This window comes from Brevibacillus sp. 1238 (assembly GCF_029892995.1).
GTDB lineage: Bacteria > Bacillota > Bacilli > Brevibacillales > Brevibacillaceae > Brevibacillus > Brevibacillus parabrevis.
On sequence record NZ_JARXWC010000003.1, the window covers coordinates 436,875 to 456,541 of the forward strand.

Below are 19,667 nucleotides of genomic sequence, written 5' to 3' on the forward strand. Positions count from 1 at the left end.
AAAAAAATGGGGTGAGCATGGTTGAGTTCGGTAAAAAAAGTAGTTGAGATGCGAGGGATTACCAAGCGGTTCCCAGGGATTGTGGCAAACGATAACATCACGCTTTCTGTCAAGCAAGGCGAAATTCATGCGCTTCTCGGCGAGAATGGCGCAGGCAAGTCGACGTTAATGAACATTTTGTTTGGCCTGTATCAACCGGATGAGGGCGAAATCCTCATCAACGAAAAAGCAGTGAAAATTACAAGTCCGAACGTTGCCAACGAACTTGGCATCGGGATGGTACACCAGCACTTTATGCTTGTGGAGACGTTTACGGTAACAGAAAACATTGTATTGGGAAACGAACCGAAAAACGGGTTGCAAATAGATATCCAGAGCGCGGAAAAAGCGGTGGAAAAGCTTTCGAATCAATACGGACTAAAGGTTGATCCTAGAGCAAAGATTCAGGATATCTCCGTAGGTATGCAACAACGCGTAGAGATCTTGAAAACGCTTTATCGCGGGGCCGACATCCTGATTTTCGACGAGCCGACTGCTGTTCTGACCCCTCAAGAAATTCATGAACTCATTGAAATCATGCATAACTTGGTCAAAGAGGGCAAGACCATTATTTTGATTACCCACAAGCTGAAAGAGATTATGGCGGTATGTAATGCCTGCACCATCATCCGACGCGGAAAAGTGATTGACTCTGTATTGATTAAGGATACCAATCCGGATGAGCTTGCTGCGAAAATGGTCGGACGTGAAGTCAGCTTCCACGTGGACAAGATAGCAGCAAAACCGAAGGAAACGATCCTGGCTGTCGAAAACGTGACAGCGATGGGCAACCGGGGGGTCAACGCACTGAACAATCTCAGCCTCGAAGTTCGCGCAGGCGAAATTCTCGGGATTGCAGGCGTAGACGGCAACGGACAGAGCGAACTGATTGAAGTATTGACCGGGTTGCGCAAAGCGACCAGCGGCCGTGTCCTTCTCAATGGTAAAGAAATCACCAACGAATCTCCGCGCAGCATTTCCGAATCGGGCTTGTCCCATATTCCGGAAGACCGTCACAAGCGCGGGTTGGTTCTCGATTTCACCATGAGCGAGAATATGGTATTGGAAACGTATTTCCATCCAACGTTTAACAAAAACGGTTTTCTCGATTATGGCGCGATTGACAAGCATGCGGCCAAACTTATCGAAGAATTTGACGTGCGCACGCCTTCGATCTACACGCCAGCGCGCGCTTTGTCCGGTGGTAACCAGCAGAAGGCGATTATTGCCCGCGAAGTGGACAAGAACCCTGATCTGTTGATTGCGGCGCAGCCTACTCGCGGTTTGGACGTCGGAGCGATCGAGTTCATCCATCGACGTCTGATTGAACAGCGCGACAACGGAAAAGCGGTTCTCCTGCTCTCGCTTGAGCTGGATGAAATCATTAACGTATCCGACCGGATTGCCGTTATTTACGAAGGCAGCATTGTAGGAATCGTCGATGCCAAAGCGACAAGTGAACAAGAGCTGGGCTTGATGATGTCCGGTGGAAAACGAATGCATGGAGGAGGAAACGATGAATAAAGTGATAGCCGTCTTTACAAAAGAATCGTTCCTCGTCCCTGTAGTGGCAATCATTCTCGGCTTGTTGACGGGTGCGATTGCGATGCTGGCAGGGGGCTTCAACCCGATTCAGGCTTACATGGCCCTGATTGAAAAAGTATTCGGAAGCGCGTACAACTTCGGGGAAACGATTCGCCAAATTACGCCGCTGATTTTTACGGGTCTTGCAGTGGCGTTTGCCTTTCGGACAGGCCTTTTCAACATCGGGGCTGAGGGGCAGTTCATCGTAGGGATGATCGCTGCTACAAGCGTTGGGGTTTCTTTTGACCTGCCTGCCTACATCCACGCTCCGCTCGCTGTTATTGCGGGTGCGGTAGCAGGTGGCTTATGGGGTTCCATTGCCGGTTACTTGAAAGCCGCTCGCGGCGTGAACGAAGTAATCACGAGCATCATGTTGAACTGGGTTGCTCTGTATTTGGCTAACTGGGTGATGAATGCTTTCTTCATTCCAACTGGCCAACAACGTTCGGAAATGATCAAGGAATCATCGATGATCACGATCACATGGCTTTCGCAAATGTTTGACAGTGCCCGTCTGCACTGGGGAACACTGATTGCTGTCCTTGCCGCTATTTTCTTCTACGTCATTCTTTGGAAAACAAAGTCGGGCTATGAATTGCGCGCAGTAGGTCTGAATCCGCACGCATCCGAATACGCCGGGATGAACGTCAACCGCAATGTCGTAAAAGCGATGTTCATTGGTGGAATGTTTGCGGGAATCGGTGGAGCTTGCGAGATTTTGGGAGTCTTCCATTATCAAGCGATCATGACGGCGCAGCCTGGCTATGGTTTTGATGGAATTGCGGTTGCCCTGATCGGCGGAAATACGCCATTGGGTGTCGTGCTTGCCGCGATTTTGTTCGGTATCCTCACGTTTGGGGCGGCTGGAATGAAATTCGGCGCGGGCGTTCCTGTTGAATTGATCCGTGTCGTAATCGCCTCGGTTATTTTCTTCGTGGCGGCACACGGCATCGTGAAGATTTTTGTTAAACCAATCTTGCAGAAGAAAAAGGAAGGTGGGCACTGATGGATTGGGGATTAATTATTAGCAACCTCGTTCATGATACCATCGTGTTTTCCACTGCCTTGATTTTTGCCTCTTTGGGCGGGCTCTACTCGGAGCGCTCTGGTGTCGTGAATATTGCCCTGGAAGGCATGATGATCATCGGTGCTTTTACAGGTGCCGTGCTGACCTACGCGTTTCAGGATTCGCTGGGGCCTTTGGCTCCTTGGATTGGCTTTATCTTGGCCGGGGTTGCCGGAGCGATTTTCGCGCTTCCGCATGCGGTGGCTTCTGTCACCTTTAAAGCGGATCAAACGGTCAGCGGCGTGGCCCTGAACTTTTTGGCGGCGGGCTTGTCTGTCTACTTGACGAAAATTATCTTCAACGGCGCAGGCCAGACAACGACCTTGTCGAGCGTCTTTACAAAATGGAGCATTCCGGTTCTCCATGACATTCCGTATTTGGGACATGCCATCTTTGAGGCGTACCCAACCAGCTTCCTTGCGTTTATTGCCGTGTTCTTTACCTGGTATTTGATCTTCAAGACGCCATTCGGTCTGCGTCTGCGCGCAGTTGGTGAGCATCCACGCGCTGCTGATACAGTGGGGATCAACGTGAAAAAAATGCGTTACACAGCTGTCATGATCAGTGGCGCGCTGGCTGCATTGGGCGGTGCGACGATCTCTTTGACCACGACGAGCAACTTTTCCCATAATACCGTATCGGGACAAGGGTTTATCGCCATTGCGGCGCTGATTTTCGGAAAATGGCATCCGGCTGGAGCCATGGGAGCAGCTTTGTTCTTCGGGGTTGCCCAGGCGATCAAGTCTTTGGTGCAGATTTTCGGTTTGACCAAGTACATTCCGACTGAATTTATTTTCATGCTTCCGTACGTGCTGACCATCTTGGTCATGGCCGGTCTGGTTGGACGCTCCAGCGCTCCAGCTGCCTTGGGCAAGCCGTACGATACAGGCTCTCGTTAAGTAAAAGTTGACATAATTTGCGTCTGGAACCGGTTCCATCCCCTGTGCGATAATTTTTGATGTGAGATTGCACGGGGAGGGAATAGAATGAACCGCTGGCTACAAAAGCACAGCCGTTTACGTTCTGCCGGGATTCTGGGCGCATTTTTTGTTTGTCTTTGTTTCGTGGCAATCGGTACAGCGCAAGCAACAGAACCAGGTCCGGTGATATCGATTGTGGTGGACGGACGGGGAGTGGACTCGGATGTGCTGCCGCTGAAGCAGAACGGACGGATGCTGGTGCCGATTCGCGTGATCGGGGAAGCGACTGGCGCGCAGGTTACATATGATGCCACCAACCGAAGAGTAGCGTTCAATCAAAAAGGCGAACACGTGTCTTTGGATATAAACAGTCGACTCGCCTATGTGAACGGGAAGCGCGTCACGCTGGAGACGGCGCCGATCATTGTCAACAAGCGCACACTGGTGCCGCTCCGGTTTGTCAGCGAGGCGCTCGGCTATCAGGTCGAATGGGATGCACTCGCTTCCGTGGCCCATGTGCAAACAAAGCCTGTCGAAGATCGCGCCGCAAGCGTACCGGAAGCGGGGAATCCGTACGTGGTTCAGCAAAAGGATACGCTGGGAGCGATTGCGCTTCGGCACGGGACGACGATGAGTGCGATCAAGCAAAACAACTACTTGTCAGGCGATCAGTTGACAGTAGGGCAAATTTTGTTTTTGCCGCACGCTGCGAAAAAAGCGGAGCACCCGCTGTCGAGCAAAGTGGGAGATCAGCGTCTGCTAGGAAAAGGCTATTCGTTTCCTTTTGACGATGCGAGCTGGTACGAGCCTTACGGCGACAGCTTCGGATCGGATCGCGAATGGACGGAAAGCAATAGCGGAAGCGTCCGCAGGCACGAAGGCATCGATATCATGGCCCCGAAAGGAACGCCTGTCTACTCGGTTTCCGATGGGACGATTAATCGGGTGGGCTGGAACACTTACGGCGGCTGGCGAGTCAATATTACGGATAAAAATGGGCAGTTTCGCATGTATTACGCTCACTTGAGCGCCTACGCACCGGGATTGCGAATCGGCGGCGAGGTCAAGGCAGGACAGCTGATCGGCTTTGTCGGGGATACGGGCTACGGAGGAACGGGCACCGTGGGGATGTTCGCTCCGCATCTGCACTTTGGGCTGTATCGCAACGACAACGGACGGGCTGTCGATCCGTATGACTATTTGCGTTTCTGGGAGCAAAAGAAAGTAGTAAGCTTGTTTGCTTAATGGGACAGACTATACGATAGGGAATCCTGATCAATGAAAAGGAGGACTTCGTATGTGGATTTGTCCGTACTGTGGCGGAAATCACGGTTTGCCTTTTCACGACGAGCAGTTGGACGGGGTGCTTTGCCTTTCTTCCGATTGCGGCCGATTCGTGGAGGAAGACGCTGTTTCTGATAACACCCGTGACTGGGATTATATGGATTTGTAGCAAAAAGAGCGAGTGCGCCGGAAAAGGGCGGCTTGCTCTTTTTGCTTGTAAACAGGGAGAAAACAAAGCACAAGACGGCGAGGAAGAGAGTCGTACGGAAAGCCAGGGGAGCATACGATGGAAGACGGGGCAATTATAATGGAAGATTCTGATGAAAGATGGCCTGCCAATTGGTTACAATAGAGAAGTATACGCAGATGGAGAAGGGAGAAGTTGCAATGAAAGCACAGACGTCTGATATCGCGTTTCAAAGCTCCCAAATTAACGGGATGAACGTACATATCCTTCCGACCGCCAAATTCAAAACAACGACAATTGTGACGATGATTGAGCAGGCTTTGTCGGAGGAACACGTGACCAAGACGGCGCTTTTGGCCATGGTCATGAAACGGGCAAGCGAGCGTTTTCCGGAAACGAAGCTCCTGCGCGCGCACCTCGATTTTTTGTATGGCGCCATTTTTGATGTGGATGTCATGAAAAAAGGCGAACGGCAAATCCTGCAAATCTACATGGAGGTGCCGAATGAAAAGTACCTGTCCGAAGGCGATGCCCTTCTGGAACAGGCGATTCAGTTCGTAGGCGACATGCTGGTGCGCCCTTATGTACAAGACAATGCTTTTGCGCAGAAGTATGTGTCGCAGGAAAAAGAAACATTGAAAAAACGGGTCGAAAGCCTGATTGATGACAAGATGAAGTACGCCAACCAGCGGGTAACGGAAGAGATGTGCAAAGGCGAGCCTTTTGCCCTGTTGGTTCAAGGACGGGTGCAAGACTTGTCTGCCATCACGGGACAAGAGCTGTACCGCTATTTTAAAGAAATCACAACGTCCAACCCGATCAACGTGTTCGTAGTGGGGGACGTGGAGCCAGACGCAGTGGCCGCAGCGATCCGCACTCATATCCCGCTGGAGCGCAAAGAAGTTGGCGAGCTGCAAATTGGTGGCGCAGCCAAGACGGTTTCGGAGGAAAAAGAAGTCGTCGATCGACTCGACGTGAATCAGGCCAAGCTGAATATCGGCTGCCGGACACAAGTCACGTACAAGGATGACGATTATCCGGCGCTGCTCTTGTACAACGGCATTTTGGGCGGATTCCCGCACTCCAAGCTGTTTGTCAATGTGCGGGAAAAAGAGAGCCTCGCTTACTACGCTGTATCGCGTCTGGAAAGCCACAAAGGCATCATGATGATCATGTCCGGAATCGAGGTGGGCAAATACTCGCGCGCGGTGGAAATCATCAAGGAACAGCTGGAGCAGATGCGCGCAGGCAACATTTCCGAAGAAGAACTGTCGCAGACGAGAGCTACGTTGTCCAACCAGTTCCGTGAGCTGCTGGACAGTGCCCGCGGCATGATCGATTTTACCTACAATGGCGTCATCAGCGGCCGCAAGCGGAAGCTGGACGAATTGCTCGCCGGGATTGAACAGGCCAGCATCGAAGATATCAAACGGGTGGCGAACAAGGTAGCGATCGATACGATCTACTTGCTGCGCGACAAGAAGGGAGAGGCGTAATCATGCAGACGACCGTTTTTGACCAAGTAAATGAAACCGTCTACCACGAAACATTGGACAATGGGCTGCAAGTCTACCTTGTTCCCAAGCAAGGGTTCAGCAAGACGTACGCCGTTTTTACTACGCGTTACGGCTCGATCGACAGCCATTTCAAAACGCGCAGCGGGGAAGAAATCAATGTGCCGGACGGGATCGCCCATTTTCTCGAACACAAAATGTTTGAGAAAAAAGACCGGGATGTCATGCACGAGTTCAGCAAGAACGGCGCATCGTGCAACGCCTTCACGAGCTTTAACCGCACAGCTTATCTGTTTTCGTGCACAGACAAGCTGGATGACAACCTGAATCTGCTGCTGGACTACGTGCAAGACCCGTACTTCACAGATGCCAGCGTGGAGAAAGAAAAAGGAATCATCGGCCAGGAAATTACGATGTACGACGACAATCCGGACTGGAAAGTCTACATGAACCTGCTCAAGGCCATGTACCAAAAATATCCGATCAACATCGAGATTGCCGGCACGATTGAGACGATCTCGCATATCACAAAAGAGTACCTTTACCAGTGCTACGAGACGTTTTACCATCCGTCGAACATGCTGCTTTTGGTGGTGGGCTCGTTCGAACCGGAGTCGATCATGAAGCTGATCCGCGAGAACCAGACGAAGAAGGAGTTTCCTCCTGCTCCGCAGATTACCCGCGTGTTCCCGGATGAGCCTGCCGCTGTGGCGCAGGCCAAAGTCGAAGCGTTTCTCACGGTCGGTCTTCCGAAGTGCATGATCGGCATCAAGGAAAAAGAAACGGGACTGTCGAAGGAAGCGCTGCTGAAAAGGGACTTGACGACAAAGCTCATTTTGGACATCGCGTTTGGAACCAGCTCCGCTATCTACGAGCGGCTGTACGAAAGCGAACTGATTACGGAGAGCTTTGATTTTGACTACAGCAGCGAAAAAGACTACGCCTATACGATTATCGGGGGAGATACGCCAGACCCGGACCGTTTGGTGGCGACTATCAAAGCGGAAATCGCACAACTCAAGCAAACAGGCATCAACCAGGAAGAGTTCGAGCGGGCCAAGCGGAAAAAGATCGGAAATTTCTTGCGCTCGCTCAATTCCGTGGAGTTTATCGCGAACCAGTTTACAAGCTTCAAGTTCAACGGCAACGATTTGTTCTCCGTCGTGCCGACGCTGGAGTCGATTACATTGGAAGAAGTGGGTCAACGTCTGAACGAGCATTTTCTGGAGGAACAGATGGCAGTTTCTATCGTGCGTTCCGCTTCGCCGCAAGAGTAAGGAGTGGGCATGATGGAAAAGACGCCATGGGCGTTTATTTCGGGAGCCTCTGGAGAAATCGGCCAGGCGATCGGCACCTATCTGGCTGAGGCAGGGGTTCCCCTTTACCTGCATTACAACCGTTCGGAAAGCAAGCTGGATCGTTTGGTGCAGCTGTGCCAGGAAAGAAATGTACCTTTTTGCAAGCTGCAGGCGGATTTGCGGGAGCCGGCGCAAATTGCCGCGATGTTTGCCCAGATGCCGTCACCGCCGCTGTTGATTGTCAACAACGCTTCGGCCGATCACGTCGGACTGTTTACCGACGTGTCGGTCGAGATGTTTGACGAGCTGGTCGCGCTGAATGTTCGCTCTGCTTTTTTGGTCTGTCAGGCTGCGTTGCCGGCCATGCTCCGTGAGCGATATGGACGGATCGTCAATGTTTCTTCGATCTGGGGGCTTACGGGCGGTTCCTGCGAAGTGCTGTATTCGTTGACGAAGGGCGCGATCAACACGTTTACCAAAGCGTTGGCCAAGGAAATGGCGCCCAATGGCATCACGGTGAACGCCGTAGCCCCCGGCGCGATTGCTGGCGGAATGATGGCGCGGTTTTCCCCTGACGAAGTGGAGATGATCGCAGAGGAAATTCCGGCGAACCGGCTTGGCGATCCGCGCGAGGTGGCGGCTGTTGTGCGGTTTCTGTTATCGGCAGATGCCAGCTATGTGACGGGGCAGATCATTAGCCCGAACGGCGGCTGGTATACATAAGCTTGGGCGTGCATAATTTCCGAGAAATAGTGGAAATCTACCTCCTGTGTGGGCAGCAGAAGACTCTATTGCCCCAACGAAAAAAGGAGGGAATTTCCTTATGTCGATTCTGGATAACTTTCGCGACTGGAAAGAATTTCTCGGAGACCGAGTAGAACAGGCAAGACAGGCTGGGATGGAAAGCCAGACGCTGGAAAACGTAGCGTATCAGATTGGAGGCTATCTCGCCGAGCAGGTTGATCCGAAAAATGATCAGGAGCGCTTGCTGAAACAGCTTTGGGACGCGGGCGATCAACAGCAACAACAAGCGCTGGCTTCCCTCATGGTGAAGCTCGTGCAAAATCCAGATAGCCTGAACAAAGGCAATTAGTCTTTTAAATCCCCTATTCACGGGGATTTTTCTTTTCGCGTTTGTTTGTCGAACGATACGAACGTGATATACTACAGAGGAAGATTATTCTGTCTTGGCGGAGAGGATTCTATATGGAAGCGAAAAAAGAATGGTACATGGAGTACGAAATTGCCCGTAACCGTCCTGGTTTGTTGGGTGACGTGTCTTCTATTCTGGGGATGTTGAACATTAATATCGTCACGATCAACGGTGTCGATACGATGCGCCGCGGCATGTTGCTTTTGACAGATGACGATGAAAAAATGGAGGTTTTGCGCAACGTTGTGCAAAAAATGGACAACATAACCATAACGAGGTTACGTCCCCCTACCATGCTGGATCGTCTCGCTGTTCGCCATGGACGCTACATCGAGCGTGACAGCGAGGACAAAAAAACGTTCCGCTTCGTCCGTGACGAGCTGGGGCTGTTGGTAGACTTCATGGCTGAGATTTTGAAAAAAGAGGGCCATCAGCTAATTGGAATCCGGGGAATGCCTCGTGTCGGGAAGACAGAATCGATGATTGCAGCCAGCGTGTCTGCGAACAAGCGCTGGACGTTTATTTCATCTACTTTGCTGCGGCAGACAGTGCGCAATTCCTTAGCCATTGATGAATTGTCTACTGATCATGTATATTTGATAGATGGAATTGTTTCAACGCTGCGATCGACAGAGAAGCATTACACCTTGCTTCGGGAGATTATGAACTTTCCTGCCGCGAAGATCATCGAGCATCCGGACATTTTTGTAAGAGAATCAGAGTACGAAATATCTGATTTTCATTACATTATCGAGCTTCGTCACTATCCGGATGAGGAAATTACATACGAGCTGATCAACAATCGCGGCTTCGATAATTTTGACATGAATTAAGGAGGGGCAGCTGTGTCTGAGCTAGGTCAAGTCCTGCAAAGGGCCCGCGAAGAAAAAGGAATCACGCTCGACGACATCCAACGAATCACCAAGATACAGCGGCGATATTTGGAAGCCATTGAAAGAGGTCATTTTCATGTACTTCCCGGCCACTTTTACGCGCGTGCGTTCATTAAGAGTTATGCGGAAGCCGTTGGTCTCGACCCGAATCACATCCTGACGCATTTTCAGGCCGATTTGCCAGCCCAGCCACCTACGGAGCAAGTGGAAAGACTGCGTCGCAGGAGAGTTGCTTCCGCGAACAACCCGCTACAGGCAGGAAGATGGGTTACCAAGACGTTGCTGGTGCTTTTCATTGCCTTGATTATTGGCGTTATTTACATCGCAGCGGTAAATAACAACGGCAATACAATCACCCAGCCTGTACCAAGCGGAACGGTCAATCCTGGAGCGGAAATCGTCACTCCGGGCAATGGTGGAGGGGCTACTACTTCTCCGATTGCGCAGCAGCCGCAACCGCCATCTACTGTCACACCTACTCCTGATCCGGGAACGACAACGCCGGAGCCGGGAGAGGTAGCCTCTTCAGCGACGATCACATTCGAGTCGCAGCAAGGCTCCATGTACAATTACTCTTTGCAAGGCGGAGAGAAAATTACGGTTCATTTGAAAGTGAAGGAAGACAGAAGCTGGTTCGGTGTATCGGAAGGAAAAGGCAAGAAGTATGTGGAGGAAGGCGAACTGCGAAAAGGCGCCAAGGAAGAGATCACGATTGAATTGAAGAAATCGGCGTATGTCCGCCTCGGAAAGCCGACGGCCTTGGAGCTGACCGTGAACGGAGCTGCGGTCGATACATCCAAAATGAAGTTCATGCCGTCGAACCTTACCATCAAAATGAAAGAGGCAACAGCACAGTAGGCAAGCATTATGCTTGCCTTTCGTACTTTCGTCTCTTTTGACACTTCCTTTAGGCTTATATTATACTGGATAGGTGTAATATGGGCTGGTATGACCAATTGGAGGAAAGAGGAAAAAAGATGGCAGAGAAGGTAGGCACGCGTGAAAAAGTAGCGATTGTTACGCTGGGCTGTGAGAAGAATTTGGTCGATTCCGACATGATGGCCCATCTGATAGATGAAAAAGGCTATGAACTGGTTGACAATCCGGAAGAAGCAACCGTGGTCATCGTCAATACCTGTGGCTTCATTGATGCCGCCAAGGAAGAATCTGTGAACAAGATTCTGGAGATGGGCGAGCTGAAGGAAGCCGGCAAGCTGAAATCGCTTGTGGTGGCAGGCTGTCTCACACAACGCTACAAAGAGGATATCTTGAACGAGATCCCTGAAGTGGACGGCATTGTCGGAACAGGCGATTTTATGTCGATTACAGGGATCATTGAAGAATCGCTGGAAGGCAAGCGTCCGATTTTTGTGGGCAACCCAATCTTTGCGTACGAAGATGTCGTCAAGCGAAAAGTGAAAGAAGGCACGTATTCGGCATACATTAAAATTGCCGAGGGATGCGACAATGCCTGTACCTTCTGTAGTATCCCCCTGATGCGCGGCGGATTCCGCAGCCGGACGATCGAGTCCATTCTGGAGGAAGCCCGCCATCTGGCGCAGCAGGGGATTGTGGAGATCAGCTTGATTGCCCAGGACTCCACGAACTACGGTACAGATATTTACGATGGCAAGTTGATGCTTCCCGAGCTGCTCAACCGGCTCGCCGAAGTGGAGGGAATCGAGTGGATTCGTCTGCATTACGCATACCCGGGCTTTTTTACAGACGAATTGATTCAAACGTTTGCTACGAATCCAAAGGTATGCAAATACATCGACATGCCATTGCAGCATTCAGAAGACCACATTCTGAAAAGAATGCGTCGTCCGGGTCGCCAAACGGATATTCGCGAGCTTGTCGGTAAAATCCGCGCGCAAGTACCGGATGTTGCCCTGCGAACTTCCTTGATTGTAGGCTTCCCTGGCGAAAACGAAGAGGACTTTGCCAAGTTGTCCGACTTCGTGAAAGACATCCGTTTTGACCGTTTGGGTGTGTTCACTTATTCGAATGAAGAGGACACCCCGGCTTCCCGTCTGCCTGATCATGTGGACGAAGAGGTCAAGGAAAAGCGGGCGAACATGCTGATGGAAATTCAGCGTGAGATTGCAAGCGAGCGCAATGGCCGCTTTGTCGGCCAGGAGCTGGACGTCCTGATTGAGCGTTACGAAGGGCGCAACGACATTTATGTAGGCCGGACGCAATACGATGCCCCGGAAATTGACGGGGAAGTATTCGTAACCGGATTCAAAGGCAAATTAGGCTCAATCGTAAAGGTAAAGATCACACACTCCTATGAATACGATTTGGCCGGGGAGGTAGTCTAGGTGAATCTCGCCAACCGCATCACCCTCGCCAGGATTTTCCTGGTGCCGGTAGTTATGTTTTTTCTGCTGGTGCGTTACAACATCGGGACATTTTCCATTGGCAGCCTGACGATGACGTATAACGAGCTGATTGCGGCTTTGGTGTTTATCCTAGCAGCCAGTACGGACGGACTCGACGGTTACATTGCACGCAAACGCAAGATCGTGACCAATCTCGGAAAATTTTTGGACCCGCTTGCCGACAAGCTGCTCATCTCTGCTGCCTTGATTTCCTTGGTGGAGATGCAGCGGCTGGAGGCGTGGATTGCGATTGTGATTATCAGCAGGGAGTTTGCTGTAACGGGTTTGCGCCTTGTTGCTGCGGCTGAAGGACAGGTAATTGCTGCCAGTGCTTTGGGTAAACTGAAAACATGGGTGCAGATCGTGGCGATTACAGCCGTCATGATCCGCAATTTCCCATTCGGCTTTTTCGGGATTCCCTTCGATGAGGTAGCCACTTGGGCCATGGTTGTGATTACGCTTTATTCCGGGTACGACTACTTTGCGAAAAATCGCAACGTCATCCAATACTCGTAGTTACGGGTATTGGTCTCTTTTTTCACAAGACTCTTCTCTTGCGCCACTATCGGTGATAAACTGTTTGGTTAGAGGCTTTTCTACTCTCAAAGAGAATGGATGAGGAAAGTGAGAGCGGAGATTATCGCAGTAGGTACCGAGCTTTTGCTAGGCCAGATTGCCAACACCAATGCTCAGTTTCTCTCGCAAAAACTGGCGGAAATTGGTGTCGGAGTGTATTTTCATTCCGTTGTCGGCGATAACACGCAGCGGTTGCAGCAGGTGATCGCCCTCGCAGCCGACCGTTCCGATCTTGTCATTTTTACGGGTGGGCTTGGACCGACTCAGGATGACCTGACAAAAGAAACAGTGGCAGGGCACGTGGGCGTCGGACTGGAGACAAATCCGGAAGCCATGGAAAGAATTGAACAATTCTTTTTGCAACGTGGGATTGTCATGACGGAAAACAATCGGAAGCAGGCGCTGGTTCTCTCAGGCAGCCATGTCTTCCCCAATGACTTCGGGATGGCGCCTGGGATGGCGATCCGTCATGACAGTTGCACGTTCGTGCTTCTCCCTGGACCGCCTAGCGAGCTGTACCCGATGGTGGAGCATTACGTCATGCCGTACTTGACGGATCTGTTGCCGGAGAAGCGAGTATTTCATTCTCATGTGCTGCGCTTCTACGGGATCGGTGAGTCTGCTCTGGAGGAGCGGTTGCTGGATCTGATTGAAAAACAGGACAACCCGACGATTGCTCCGTATGCAAAAGAATTTGAAGTAACGCTGCGGATTACGGCGAGGGCCTCAACGGCAGAAGAAGGAGAAGCCTTGATTTTGCCGGTCGAGGAGGAGATTCGCAAGCGCGTTGGCGAGTACGTGTACGGGATGGGTGAGGATTCTTCCCTGCACGATGTATTGGTAAGCGAACTGAAAAAGCGAAACGAGACCATCGCATGTGCAGAGAGCTGTACAGGCGGCACGCTCGCTTCGCTCATTACTTCCGTTCCTGGCAGTTCGTCTGTTTTCCAAGGAGGCATCGTTTGCTATACAAACGATGTGAAAAACCAGCTGCTCGACGTGCCTGAAGAAGTGTTGTCCACAGACGGCGCAGTCAGCCGCCAGACAGCGCAGCTGCTTGCGGAGAATGTACGAGCCAAGCTGGGAGCCACATACGGAGTTTCCGTGACGGGTGTGGCTGGTCCCGATCCATCGGAAGGCAAGCCTGTAGGTCTTGTCTACGTAGGGATTGCGGGTGAAGGGATGCCAACAGTAGTCAAAGAGCTTCGCCTTGCAGGCAGAAGAAAGGCGATTGTTGGGCGTGCCGCCAAATTTGCGCTATTTTATGCGCTGCAAATGCAAAAAGAAAGGTGACGTTTTCATGACGATGTTTTCTGATTTTCCTTTACATAAATCCATTTTGCAGGCGATCCACGATATGGGCTTCGAAGAGCCATCGCCGATTCAGGCAGCCTGCATTCCGAAAGTGCTGGACGGAGGAGACTTGATCGGTCAAGCACAGACCGGAACGGGAAAAACAGCGGCTTTCGGGATTCCGCTTGTAGAAAAAATTACACCAGCCAATCGCGTACAAGCGATTGTGTTGACCCCGACTCGCGAGTTGGCCATCCAGGTTGCCGGAGAGCTTTTGCGCATCTCCAAGTACAACAAAGTGCGCACACTGCCAATCTACGGCGGACAGTCCATCGGTCACCAGATTCGCGCTCTGCGCCAAGGCGTACAGATCGTGGTGGGAACCCCTGGACGCGTCATGGACCATTTGCGTCGCAAAACGCTGAAGCTGGAGAATGTACATACGCTCATTCTCGATGAAGCGGACGAAATGCTGGACATGGGCTTCATCGAAGATATCGAAACAATCATCAATCATATGCCGGAAGAGCGCCAGACGTTGCTCTTCTCTGCAACGATGCCGCCTGAAATCAAGCGTTTGGCTACCCGTTACATGAAACAGCCGCAAACGATCGCTGTCAGCCGCGAAGAAGTGACAGCGCCGTTGATCGAGCAAGTGTACTACAAAGTGTTCGACCGAAACAAAGTAGAGAGCCTGTGTCGCATTCTCGACAGCGAAGATGTAGAGCTTGGCATCATCTTTTGCCGTACCAAACGCGGCGTAGATGAGCTGTCCGAAGTGCTGCAATCCCGCGGATACTTGGCAGATGGCTTGCACGGTGACCTGTCCCAGGCACAGCGCGACAAAGTGATGAACTCTTTCCGTGAAGGCTCGATTGAATTTTTGATCGCAACAGACGTAGCAGCGCGCGGGATCGACGTAGGCAACGTCTCGCACGTAATCAACTACGACATTCCGCAAGACTCCGAAAGCTACGTGCACCGGATCGGCCGTACAGGCCGTGCAGGACGCAAAGGAATCGCCATGACATTGGTGACGCCGCGCGAAGTCAGACAGATGATGTTCATCCAGAAGCAGACAAAAGCGCAAGTGCTGTCCCGCAACGTACCGTCGCTTGAGGAAGTGGCGGAGCGCAAGCAAGAACAGCTTCGCGAGCAGCTGACAAGCCTTTTGGAGAGCGATGCGATCGCGGATATGTACCAAAAGGTTGCGGAATCGCTCGTCGCCCAATACCCGGCTGAGAAAGTCGCGGCTGCTGCCCTGCATCTGGCTTTCCATTCCGAAGCAGGCCAAATGCAGGAGGCAGAAGCGTACAACTTCGGAGAGACGGGTGCTGCAAAAGGCATGGTTCGCTTCTTCCTGAACGTAGGCCGCAATGCGAACATGAAGCCGCAAGATTTGGTGCGCGAGATTTCCGAGTCGGTAGGCATTCCTGGCAAATCGGTTGGCCGCATCGACATTTTCGAGAACTTCACGTTCGTGGAAGTGCCGGAAGAAGTGGCGGCATTCGTTTACGAGTCGCTGCGCCAAACCCGCATCAACGGCAAACGCATCAACCTGGAGCCGGCAAAGCCGCGCGGTGCAAAACGCTCCTAATTGCTCAGGTGAAAAACAGACAGCCATTTCTCTGGAACTATCCAGAAAATGGCTGTTTTTTACAATGCGAATATTTGTTCGCAAAAAACACTTGGCAAACGGTTCTATCTCGATGTATGATGAAGACAAGCAAAAGAGATGCGAAAAGTGAAAGGGTGTGTACCATTTGTCAGATCGTCGCGCAGCTTTGGAGAGTGCATTGCGTCAAATAGAAAAGCAGTTCGGAAAAGGTTCCATCATGAAGTTGGGAGAGGTGTCCAACGTTCAGATTTCGACCGTTTCCAGTGGTGCGTTAGCGTTGGATATCGCATTGGGTGTAGGTGGATTCCCACGTGGCCGTATCGTCGAGATTTATGGTCCTGAGTCTTCCGGTAAAACAACCGTAGCGCTCCATGCGATCGCAGAAGTACAACGTCAAGGTGGACAAGCGGCTTTCATCGACGCCGAGCATGCACTGGACCCTGTCTATGCAGCGAAGCTGGGCGTGAACATCGATGAGTTGCTGCTTTCCCAGCCGGATACAGGGGAGCAAGCATTGGAAATTGCCGAAGCGCTGGTGCGCTCCGGTGCAGTAGATATCATCGTCGTGGACTCTGTAGCAGCACTGGTTCCAAAAGCAGAGATTGAAGGCGAGATGGGGGATTCCCACGTAGGTTTGCAAGCCCGCCTGATGTCGCAAGCTTTGCGCAAACTGTCCGGTGCGATCAACAAGTCCAAGACAATCGCGATCTTCATCAACCAGCTGCGTGAAAAAGTAGGCGTGATGTTCGGTAACCCAGAGACAACTCCAGGTGGACGCGCTCTGAAATTCTACGCCAGCGTGCGTCTGGATGTTCGTAAAGCAGAATCGATCAAAGTCGGTAACGACATCCTTGGCAGCAAGACCAAGATCAAGGTCGTGAAAAACAAAGTAGCGCCACCGTTCAAAGTCGCTGAAGTGGACATCATGTACGGGGAAGGGATCTCCAAAGAGGGCAGCATCCTCGATATCGGTTCCGAAATCGATGTGGTACAAAAAAGTGGTGCTTGGTACTCCTTCAACGAGGAGCGCCTCGGCCAAGGACGGGAAAACTCGAAAGTCTTCCTCAAAGAAAACCCGCATATTGCTTCCCAAATCGAGACAAAGGTTCGCGAGTATTTCAGCCTCAATCCAGGCTCTGTTCCTGAAGCAGAACCAGTCGTCGATCCTGAGCAAGACGAAGAGCCAGCATTTGACCTTGAGTAATGGAGCATAAGTGAACAGCCTGTCGATGAGACAGGCTGTTTTCTGTGACAGACGTCCCGAGGCTTTTCTATGTTCTATTAGATTGAACAACAAAGCCGAAGAAAGGAGTGGGCCAAAATGAAGAGCGGCCAAATCACTGCCGTTCACCGCGACAACAAGCAAAAGCAGCGGTATCACATTGATTTGGATGGGGAGTATGCGTTTACGGTACATGAAGACATACTGGTAAAGTACAACCTATTTAAAGGCACCGATGTGGACGAGTCGTTTTATTGTGAAGTGCTGGTGGCGGAAGAGCGGCACAAGGCGTATTTGGGCGCCCTGAAATACTTGGGGATGCGCCCGCGCACCCGCAGTCAGCTGCAAGCGTATTTGCTGGACAAAGGCTTTGATGCAAAAGTTGCCGATGAGATTTGCCAGCGTTGCGAGGATCACGGATACATAGACGATGAAGCATTTGCCAAGCAGTGGGTGGAAGAACGGCTGCGCCTGAAGCCGCGAAGCTCCTACATGCTGCGCATGGAGCTGGCGCAGCGCGGGGTAGACAAGGCGATTGCCGAAGATGCCGTGCAAGGCGTTTCAAGAGAGGCTGAACTGGAAGCTGCCCGCGCTTTGATAGAGAAGAAAGCGCGGCGGATCACAGGAGCGCCGAATCCTGACGAGGAGCGAAAACTACTCGCCATGCTGATGCGCAAGGGCTTCTCGCATTCCATCATCCAGCAAGTTCGCACAGAATTGCGTCAGAGAAGGGACGAAGAGCGCTGACTCTATTTGCATGATCTTGACAATTCTTGTTCACAAATAATAAAATAGGTTTGTATTTACTTGGTGTATCATAACTTTTGACGCTTTGCTCACTCGTTGCCTGTGAAACAACTGAACAACCGTGCGATAGCAGTACGGATTCAGCGGACCGAGTAAAATCGGTCTTGTTTTTTAGCGAATGCTCTATGTGAGAGCAAAACGAAAGCGGCACTCCATGAAAAACGAATGCTTGGAAAGCGGGGAGATCTTACAATAAGGAGGTGAAACGAAAAAGTCTATGGAGCCTATACTAACAGTTGTCATCGTGCTCGTCGCCCTGCTCATCGGCTTGGGTGCTGGCTACTTCATTCGAAAATCGATTGCGGAAGCAAAGATCTCCAGTGCGGAGGAAGCTGCACGCCAGATCGTCGAGGAAGCGAAACGGGACGCCGAAGCCGTTAAAAAGGAAAAGGTGCTGGAAGCCAAGGATGAAGTGTTCAAACTTCGTTCCGAAGCAGAAACCGAGTTGCGCGAAAGACGCAACGAGATCCAGCGTCAGGAACGGCGCATTCTTCAAAAAGAAGAAACGCTGGACCGCAAGATGGAACAGTTGGAGCGCAAAGAGGAAGAATTGGCTGAGCGCGACCGCGCCATCGCAGAACTGCAAAGCAAGGTAGAGCACTTATATAAAGAACAAGTTTCCGAGTTGGAACGCATTTCCGGATTGACGCAGGATGAGGCGAAAAATATCATTCTGACTGACGTGGAAAATACCGTTCGCCACGAAATGGCCGTGATGATCAAAGAGATAGAGACGCAGGCCAAAGAAGAGGCGGACAAGCGCGCTCGCGAAATTATTACCACCTCCATTCAGCGCTGTGCAGCTGATCACGTAGCAGAGACAACCGTTTCTGTGGTGACGTTGCCAAACGATGAGATGAAGGGACGGATTATCGGACGGGAAGGACGAAACATCCGTGCTTTGGAGACGTTGACGGGGATCGATCTGATTATCGACGACACTCCGGAAGCAGTCATCCTGTCTGGCTTTGATCCGATCCGTCGGGAAATCGCCAAGACGGCGCTCGACAAGCTCGTTGCAGACGGACGCATCCACCCGGCCCGCATTGAGGAAATGGTGGAAAAAGCGCGCCGCGAAGTAGACGAGCGTATCCGTGAATACGGAGAACAAGCAACATTTGAAACTGGCGTACATGGCCTGCATCCGGATCTGATCAAGATTTTGGGACGACTGCGTTATCGTACCAGCTATGGTCAGAACGTGCTGAAGCACTCGATGGAAGTGGCTCATCTCGCTGGCTTGATGGCAGCAGAACTGAAAGAAGACGTGAAGCTGGCCAAACGTGCAGGTCTTCTGCACGATATCGGAAAAGCGATTGACCATGAAGTGGAAGGCTCACACGTGGAAATCGGTGTGGAGCTGGCCAAGAAGTACAACGAGCATCATGTTGTTGTCAACAGTATTGCTTCTCATCACGGTGATACCGAACCAACTTCCGTCATTGCCATGCTCGTGGGAGCGGCAGATGCTCTGTCTGCTGCACGTCCAGGCGCACGCCGTGAGACATTGGAAACTTATATCAGACGTTTGGAGAAACTCGAAGAAATCTCTGAGTCGTTCGATGGCGTAGAAAAGTCTTATGCGATTCAAGCGGGACGCGAAATTCGCGTAATGGTTCAACCTGACAAGATTGATGATGCGGAAGCTACCCGTCTGGCACGGGAGATCACAAAACGAATTGAAAATGAACTGGACTACCCGGGACATATCAAAGTAACAGTCATCCGTGAAACACGGGCAGTCGAGTATGCAAAGTAAAGTGGCTAATGGCCACTTTACTTTTTTTCTAAACGCTTGCAGTTGTGTATACTAGCAATGAGGTGAATGT

Annotated in this window: 18 protein-coding genes; all 18 read left to right on the forward strand. The window is 51.4% G+C overall.

What is annotated here, in order from left to right:
- Nucleotides 1-48 precede the first annotated feature (48 nt).
- The 18 genes from M2298_RS09745 to rny all read left to right on the forward strand — a co-directional run bounded on the left by M2298_RS09745 (nucleotide 49) and on the right by rny (nucleotide 19,597).
- Nucleotides 49-1,563: an ABC transporter ATP-binding protein gene (locus tag M2298_RS09745; protein ID WP_242775286.1), complete on the forward strand. Its 1,515-nt coding sequence runs from the start codon at nucleotides 49-51 to the stop codon at nucleotides 1,561-1,563.
- The gene (locus tag M2298_RS09750; RefSeq protein WP_173596502.1) at nucleotides 1,556-2,629 is read left to right on the forward strand and encodes an ABC transporter permease; all 1,074 of its coding nucleotides are present in this window, start codon (nucleotides 1,556-1,558) and stop codon (nucleotides 2,627-2,629) included. The genes M2298_RS09745 and M2298_RS09750 overlap by 8 nt, the downstream gene beginning before the upstream one ends.
- Nucleotides 2,629-3,588, forward strand: a complete 960-nt coding sequence (locus M2298_RS09755; RefSeq protein WP_122965246.1) for an ABC transporter permease — start codon at nucleotides 2,629-2,631, stop codon at nucleotides 3,586-3,588. The genes M2298_RS09750 and M2298_RS09755 overlap by 1 nt, the downstream gene beginning before the upstream one ends.
- 87 nt (nucleotides 3,589-3,675) lie before the next feature.
- Nucleotides 3,676-4,854 (forward strand): stalk domain-containing protein, encoded by a 1,179-nt coding sequence (locus M2298_RS09760; RefSeq protein ID WP_280648468.1) that lies wholly within the window; start codon nucleotides 3,676-3,678, stop codon nucleotides 4,852-4,854.
- 52 nt (nucleotides 4,855-4,906) lie between these two features.
- On the forward strand, nucleotides 4,907-5,062 hold the full coding sequence (locus tag M2298_RS09765; RefSeq protein WP_167470329.1) for a hypothetical protein: 156 nt from the start codon (nucleotides 4,907-4,909) through the stop codon (nucleotides 5,060-5,062).
- 218 nt (nucleotides 5,063-5,280) lie between these two features.
- Nucleotides 5,281-6,576, forward strand: a complete 1,296-nt coding sequence (gene yfmF, locus M2298_RS09770; protein WP_122965248.1) for an EF-P 5-aminopentanol modification-associated protein YfmF — start codon at nucleotides 5,281-5,283, stop codon at nucleotides 6,574-6,576.
- A gap of 2 nt (nucleotides 6,577-6,578) precedes the next feature.
- The gene (yfmH, locus tag M2298_RS09775) at nucleotides 6,579-7,871 is read left to right on the forward strand and encodes an EF-P 5-aminopentanol modification-associated protein YfmH (protein WP_122965249.1); all 1,293 of its coding nucleotides are present in this window, start codon (nucleotides 6,579-6,581) and stop codon (nucleotides 7,869-7,871) included.
- Nucleotides 7,872-7,880: 9 nt separating this feature from the next.
- The gene (ymfI, locus tag M2298_RS09780; RefSeq protein WP_173598866.1) at nucleotides 7,881-8,615 is read left to right on the forward strand and encodes an elongation factor P 5-aminopentanone reductase; all 735 of its coding nucleotides are present in this window, start codon (nucleotides 7,881-7,883) and stop codon (nucleotides 8,613-8,615) included.
- A gap of 100 nt (nucleotides 8,616-8,715) precedes the next feature.
- Nucleotides 8,716-8,985 (forward strand): DUF3243 domain-containing protein, encoded by a 270-nt coding sequence (locus M2298_RS09785; protein ID WP_122965251.1) that lies wholly within the window; start codon nucleotides 8,716-8,718, stop codon nucleotides 8,983-8,985.
- A gap of 113 nt (nucleotides 8,986-9,098) precedes the next feature.
- Nucleotides 9,099-9,878 (forward strand): YmfK family protein, encoded by a 780-nt coding sequence (locus M2298_RS09790; RefSeq protein WP_122965252.1) that lies wholly within the window; start codon nucleotides 9,099-9,101, stop codon nucleotides 9,876-9,878.
- Nucleotides 9,879-9,890: 12 nt separating this feature from the next.
- Entirely contained in the window at nucleotides 9,891-10,796 is a 906-nt protein-coding gene (locus M2298_RS09795) for a helix-turn-helix domain-containing protein (protein ID WP_122965253.1), read from the forward strand.
- 119 nt (nucleotides 10,797-10,915) lie between these two features.
- A complete protein-coding gene (gene rimO / locus M2298_RS09800; RefSeq protein ID WP_173596504.1) occupies nucleotides 10,916-12,262 on the forward strand; it encodes a 30S ribosomal protein S12 methylthiotransferase RimO in 1,347 nt (448 codons plus the stop codon).
- Nucleotides 12,263-12,838, forward strand: a complete 576-nt coding sequence (gene pgsA / locus M2298_RS09805) for a CDP-diacylglycerol--glycerol-3-phosphate 3-phosphatidyltransferase (protein ID WP_063227562.1) — start codon at nucleotides 12,263-12,265, stop codon at nucleotides 12,836-12,838.
- A 108-nt stretch (nucleotides 12,839-12,946) separates the two neighbouring features.
- Nucleotides 12,947-14,191, forward strand: coding sequence for a competence/damage-inducible protein A (locus M2298_RS09810; RefSeq protein WP_280648502.1), 1,245 nt, complete (start codon nucleotides 12,947-12,949; stop codon nucleotides 14,189-14,191).
- Nucleotides 14,192-14,198: 7 nt separating this feature from the next.
- The gene (locus M2298_RS09815; protein WP_122965255.1) at nucleotides 14,199-15,788 is read left to right on the forward strand and encodes a DEAD/DEAH box helicase; all 1,590 of its coding nucleotides are present in this window, start codon (nucleotides 14,199-14,201) and stop codon (nucleotides 15,786-15,788) included.
- A gap of 166 nt (nucleotides 15,789-15,954) precedes the next feature.
- On the forward strand, nucleotides 15,955-17,013 hold the full coding sequence (recA, locus tag M2298_RS09820) for a recombinase RecA (protein ID WP_122965256.1): 1,059 nt from the start codon (nucleotides 15,955-15,957) through the stop codon (nucleotides 17,011-17,013).
- Between the two features lie 117 nt (nucleotides 17,014-17,130).
- Entirely contained in the window at nucleotides 17,131-17,778 is a 648-nt protein-coding gene (locus M2298_RS09825; RefSeq protein WP_173598865.1) for a regulatory protein RecX, read from the forward strand.
- A 277-nt stretch (nucleotides 17,779-18,055) separates the two neighbouring features.
- Nucleotides 18,056-19,597: a ribonuclease Y gene (rny, locus tag M2298_RS09830; RefSeq protein ID WP_122965258.1), complete on the forward strand. Its 1,542-nt coding sequence runs from the start codon at nucleotides 18,056-18,058 to the stop codon at nucleotides 19,595-19,597.
- The last annotated feature ends 70 nt before the right edge of the window (nucleotides 19,598-19,667 follow it).

Bases quoted from the DNA above. Each gene is read 5' to 3' on its own strand.
- M2298_RS09745 (WP_242775286.1), top strand. From the start codon at position 49: ATGCGAGGGATTACCAAGCGGTTCCCAGGGATTGTGGCAAACGATAAC.
- M2298_RS09750 (WP_173596502.1), top strand. From the start codon at position 1,556: ATGAATAAAGTGATAGCCGTCTTTACAAAAGAATCGTTCCTCGTCCCT.
- M2298_RS09755 (WP_122965246.1), top strand. From the start codon at position 2,629: ATGGATTGGGGATTAATTATTAGCAACCTCGTTCATGATACCATCGTG.
- M2298_RS09760 (WP_280648468.1), top strand. From the start codon at position 3,676: ATGAACCGCTGGCTACAAAAGCACAGCCGTTTACGTTCTGCCGGGATT.
- M2298_RS09765 (WP_167470329.1), top strand. From the start codon at position 4,907: ATGTGGATTTGTCCGTACTGTGGCGGAAATCACGGTTTGCCTTTTCAC.
- yfmF (WP_122965248.1), top strand. From the start codon at position 5,281: ATGAAAGCACAGACGTCTGATATCGCGTTTCAAAGCTCCCAAATTAAC.
- yfmH (WP_122965249.1), top strand. From the start codon at position 6,579: ATGCAGACGACCGTTTTTGACCAAGTAAATGAAACCGTCTACCACGAA.
- ymfI (WP_173598866.1), top strand. From the start codon at position 7,881: ATGATGGAAAAGACGCCATGGGCGTTTATTTCGGGAGCCTCTGGAGAA.
- M2298_RS09785 (WP_122965251.1), top strand. From the start codon at position 8,716: ATGTCGATTCTGGATAACTTTCGCGACTGGAAAGAATTTCTCGGAGAC.
- M2298_RS09790 (WP_122965252.1), top strand. From the start codon at position 9,099: ATGGAAGCGAAAAAAGAATGGTACATGGAGTACGAAATTGCCCGTAAC.
- rimO (WP_173596504.1), top strand. From the start codon at position 10,916: ATGGCAGAGAAGGTAGGCACGCGTGAAAAAGTAGCGATTGTTACGCTG.
- M2298_RS09815 (WP_122965255.1), top strand. From the start codon at position 14,199: ATGACGATGTTTTCTGATTTTCCTTTACATAAATCCATTTTGCAGGCG.
- M2298_RS09825 (WP_173598865.1), top strand. From the start codon at position 17,131: ATGAAGAGCGGCCAAATCACTGCCGTTCACCGCGACAACAAGCAAAAG.
- rny (WP_122965258.1), top strand. From the start codon at position 18,056: ATGGAGCCTATACTAACAGTTGTCATCGTGCTCGTCGCCCTGCTCATC.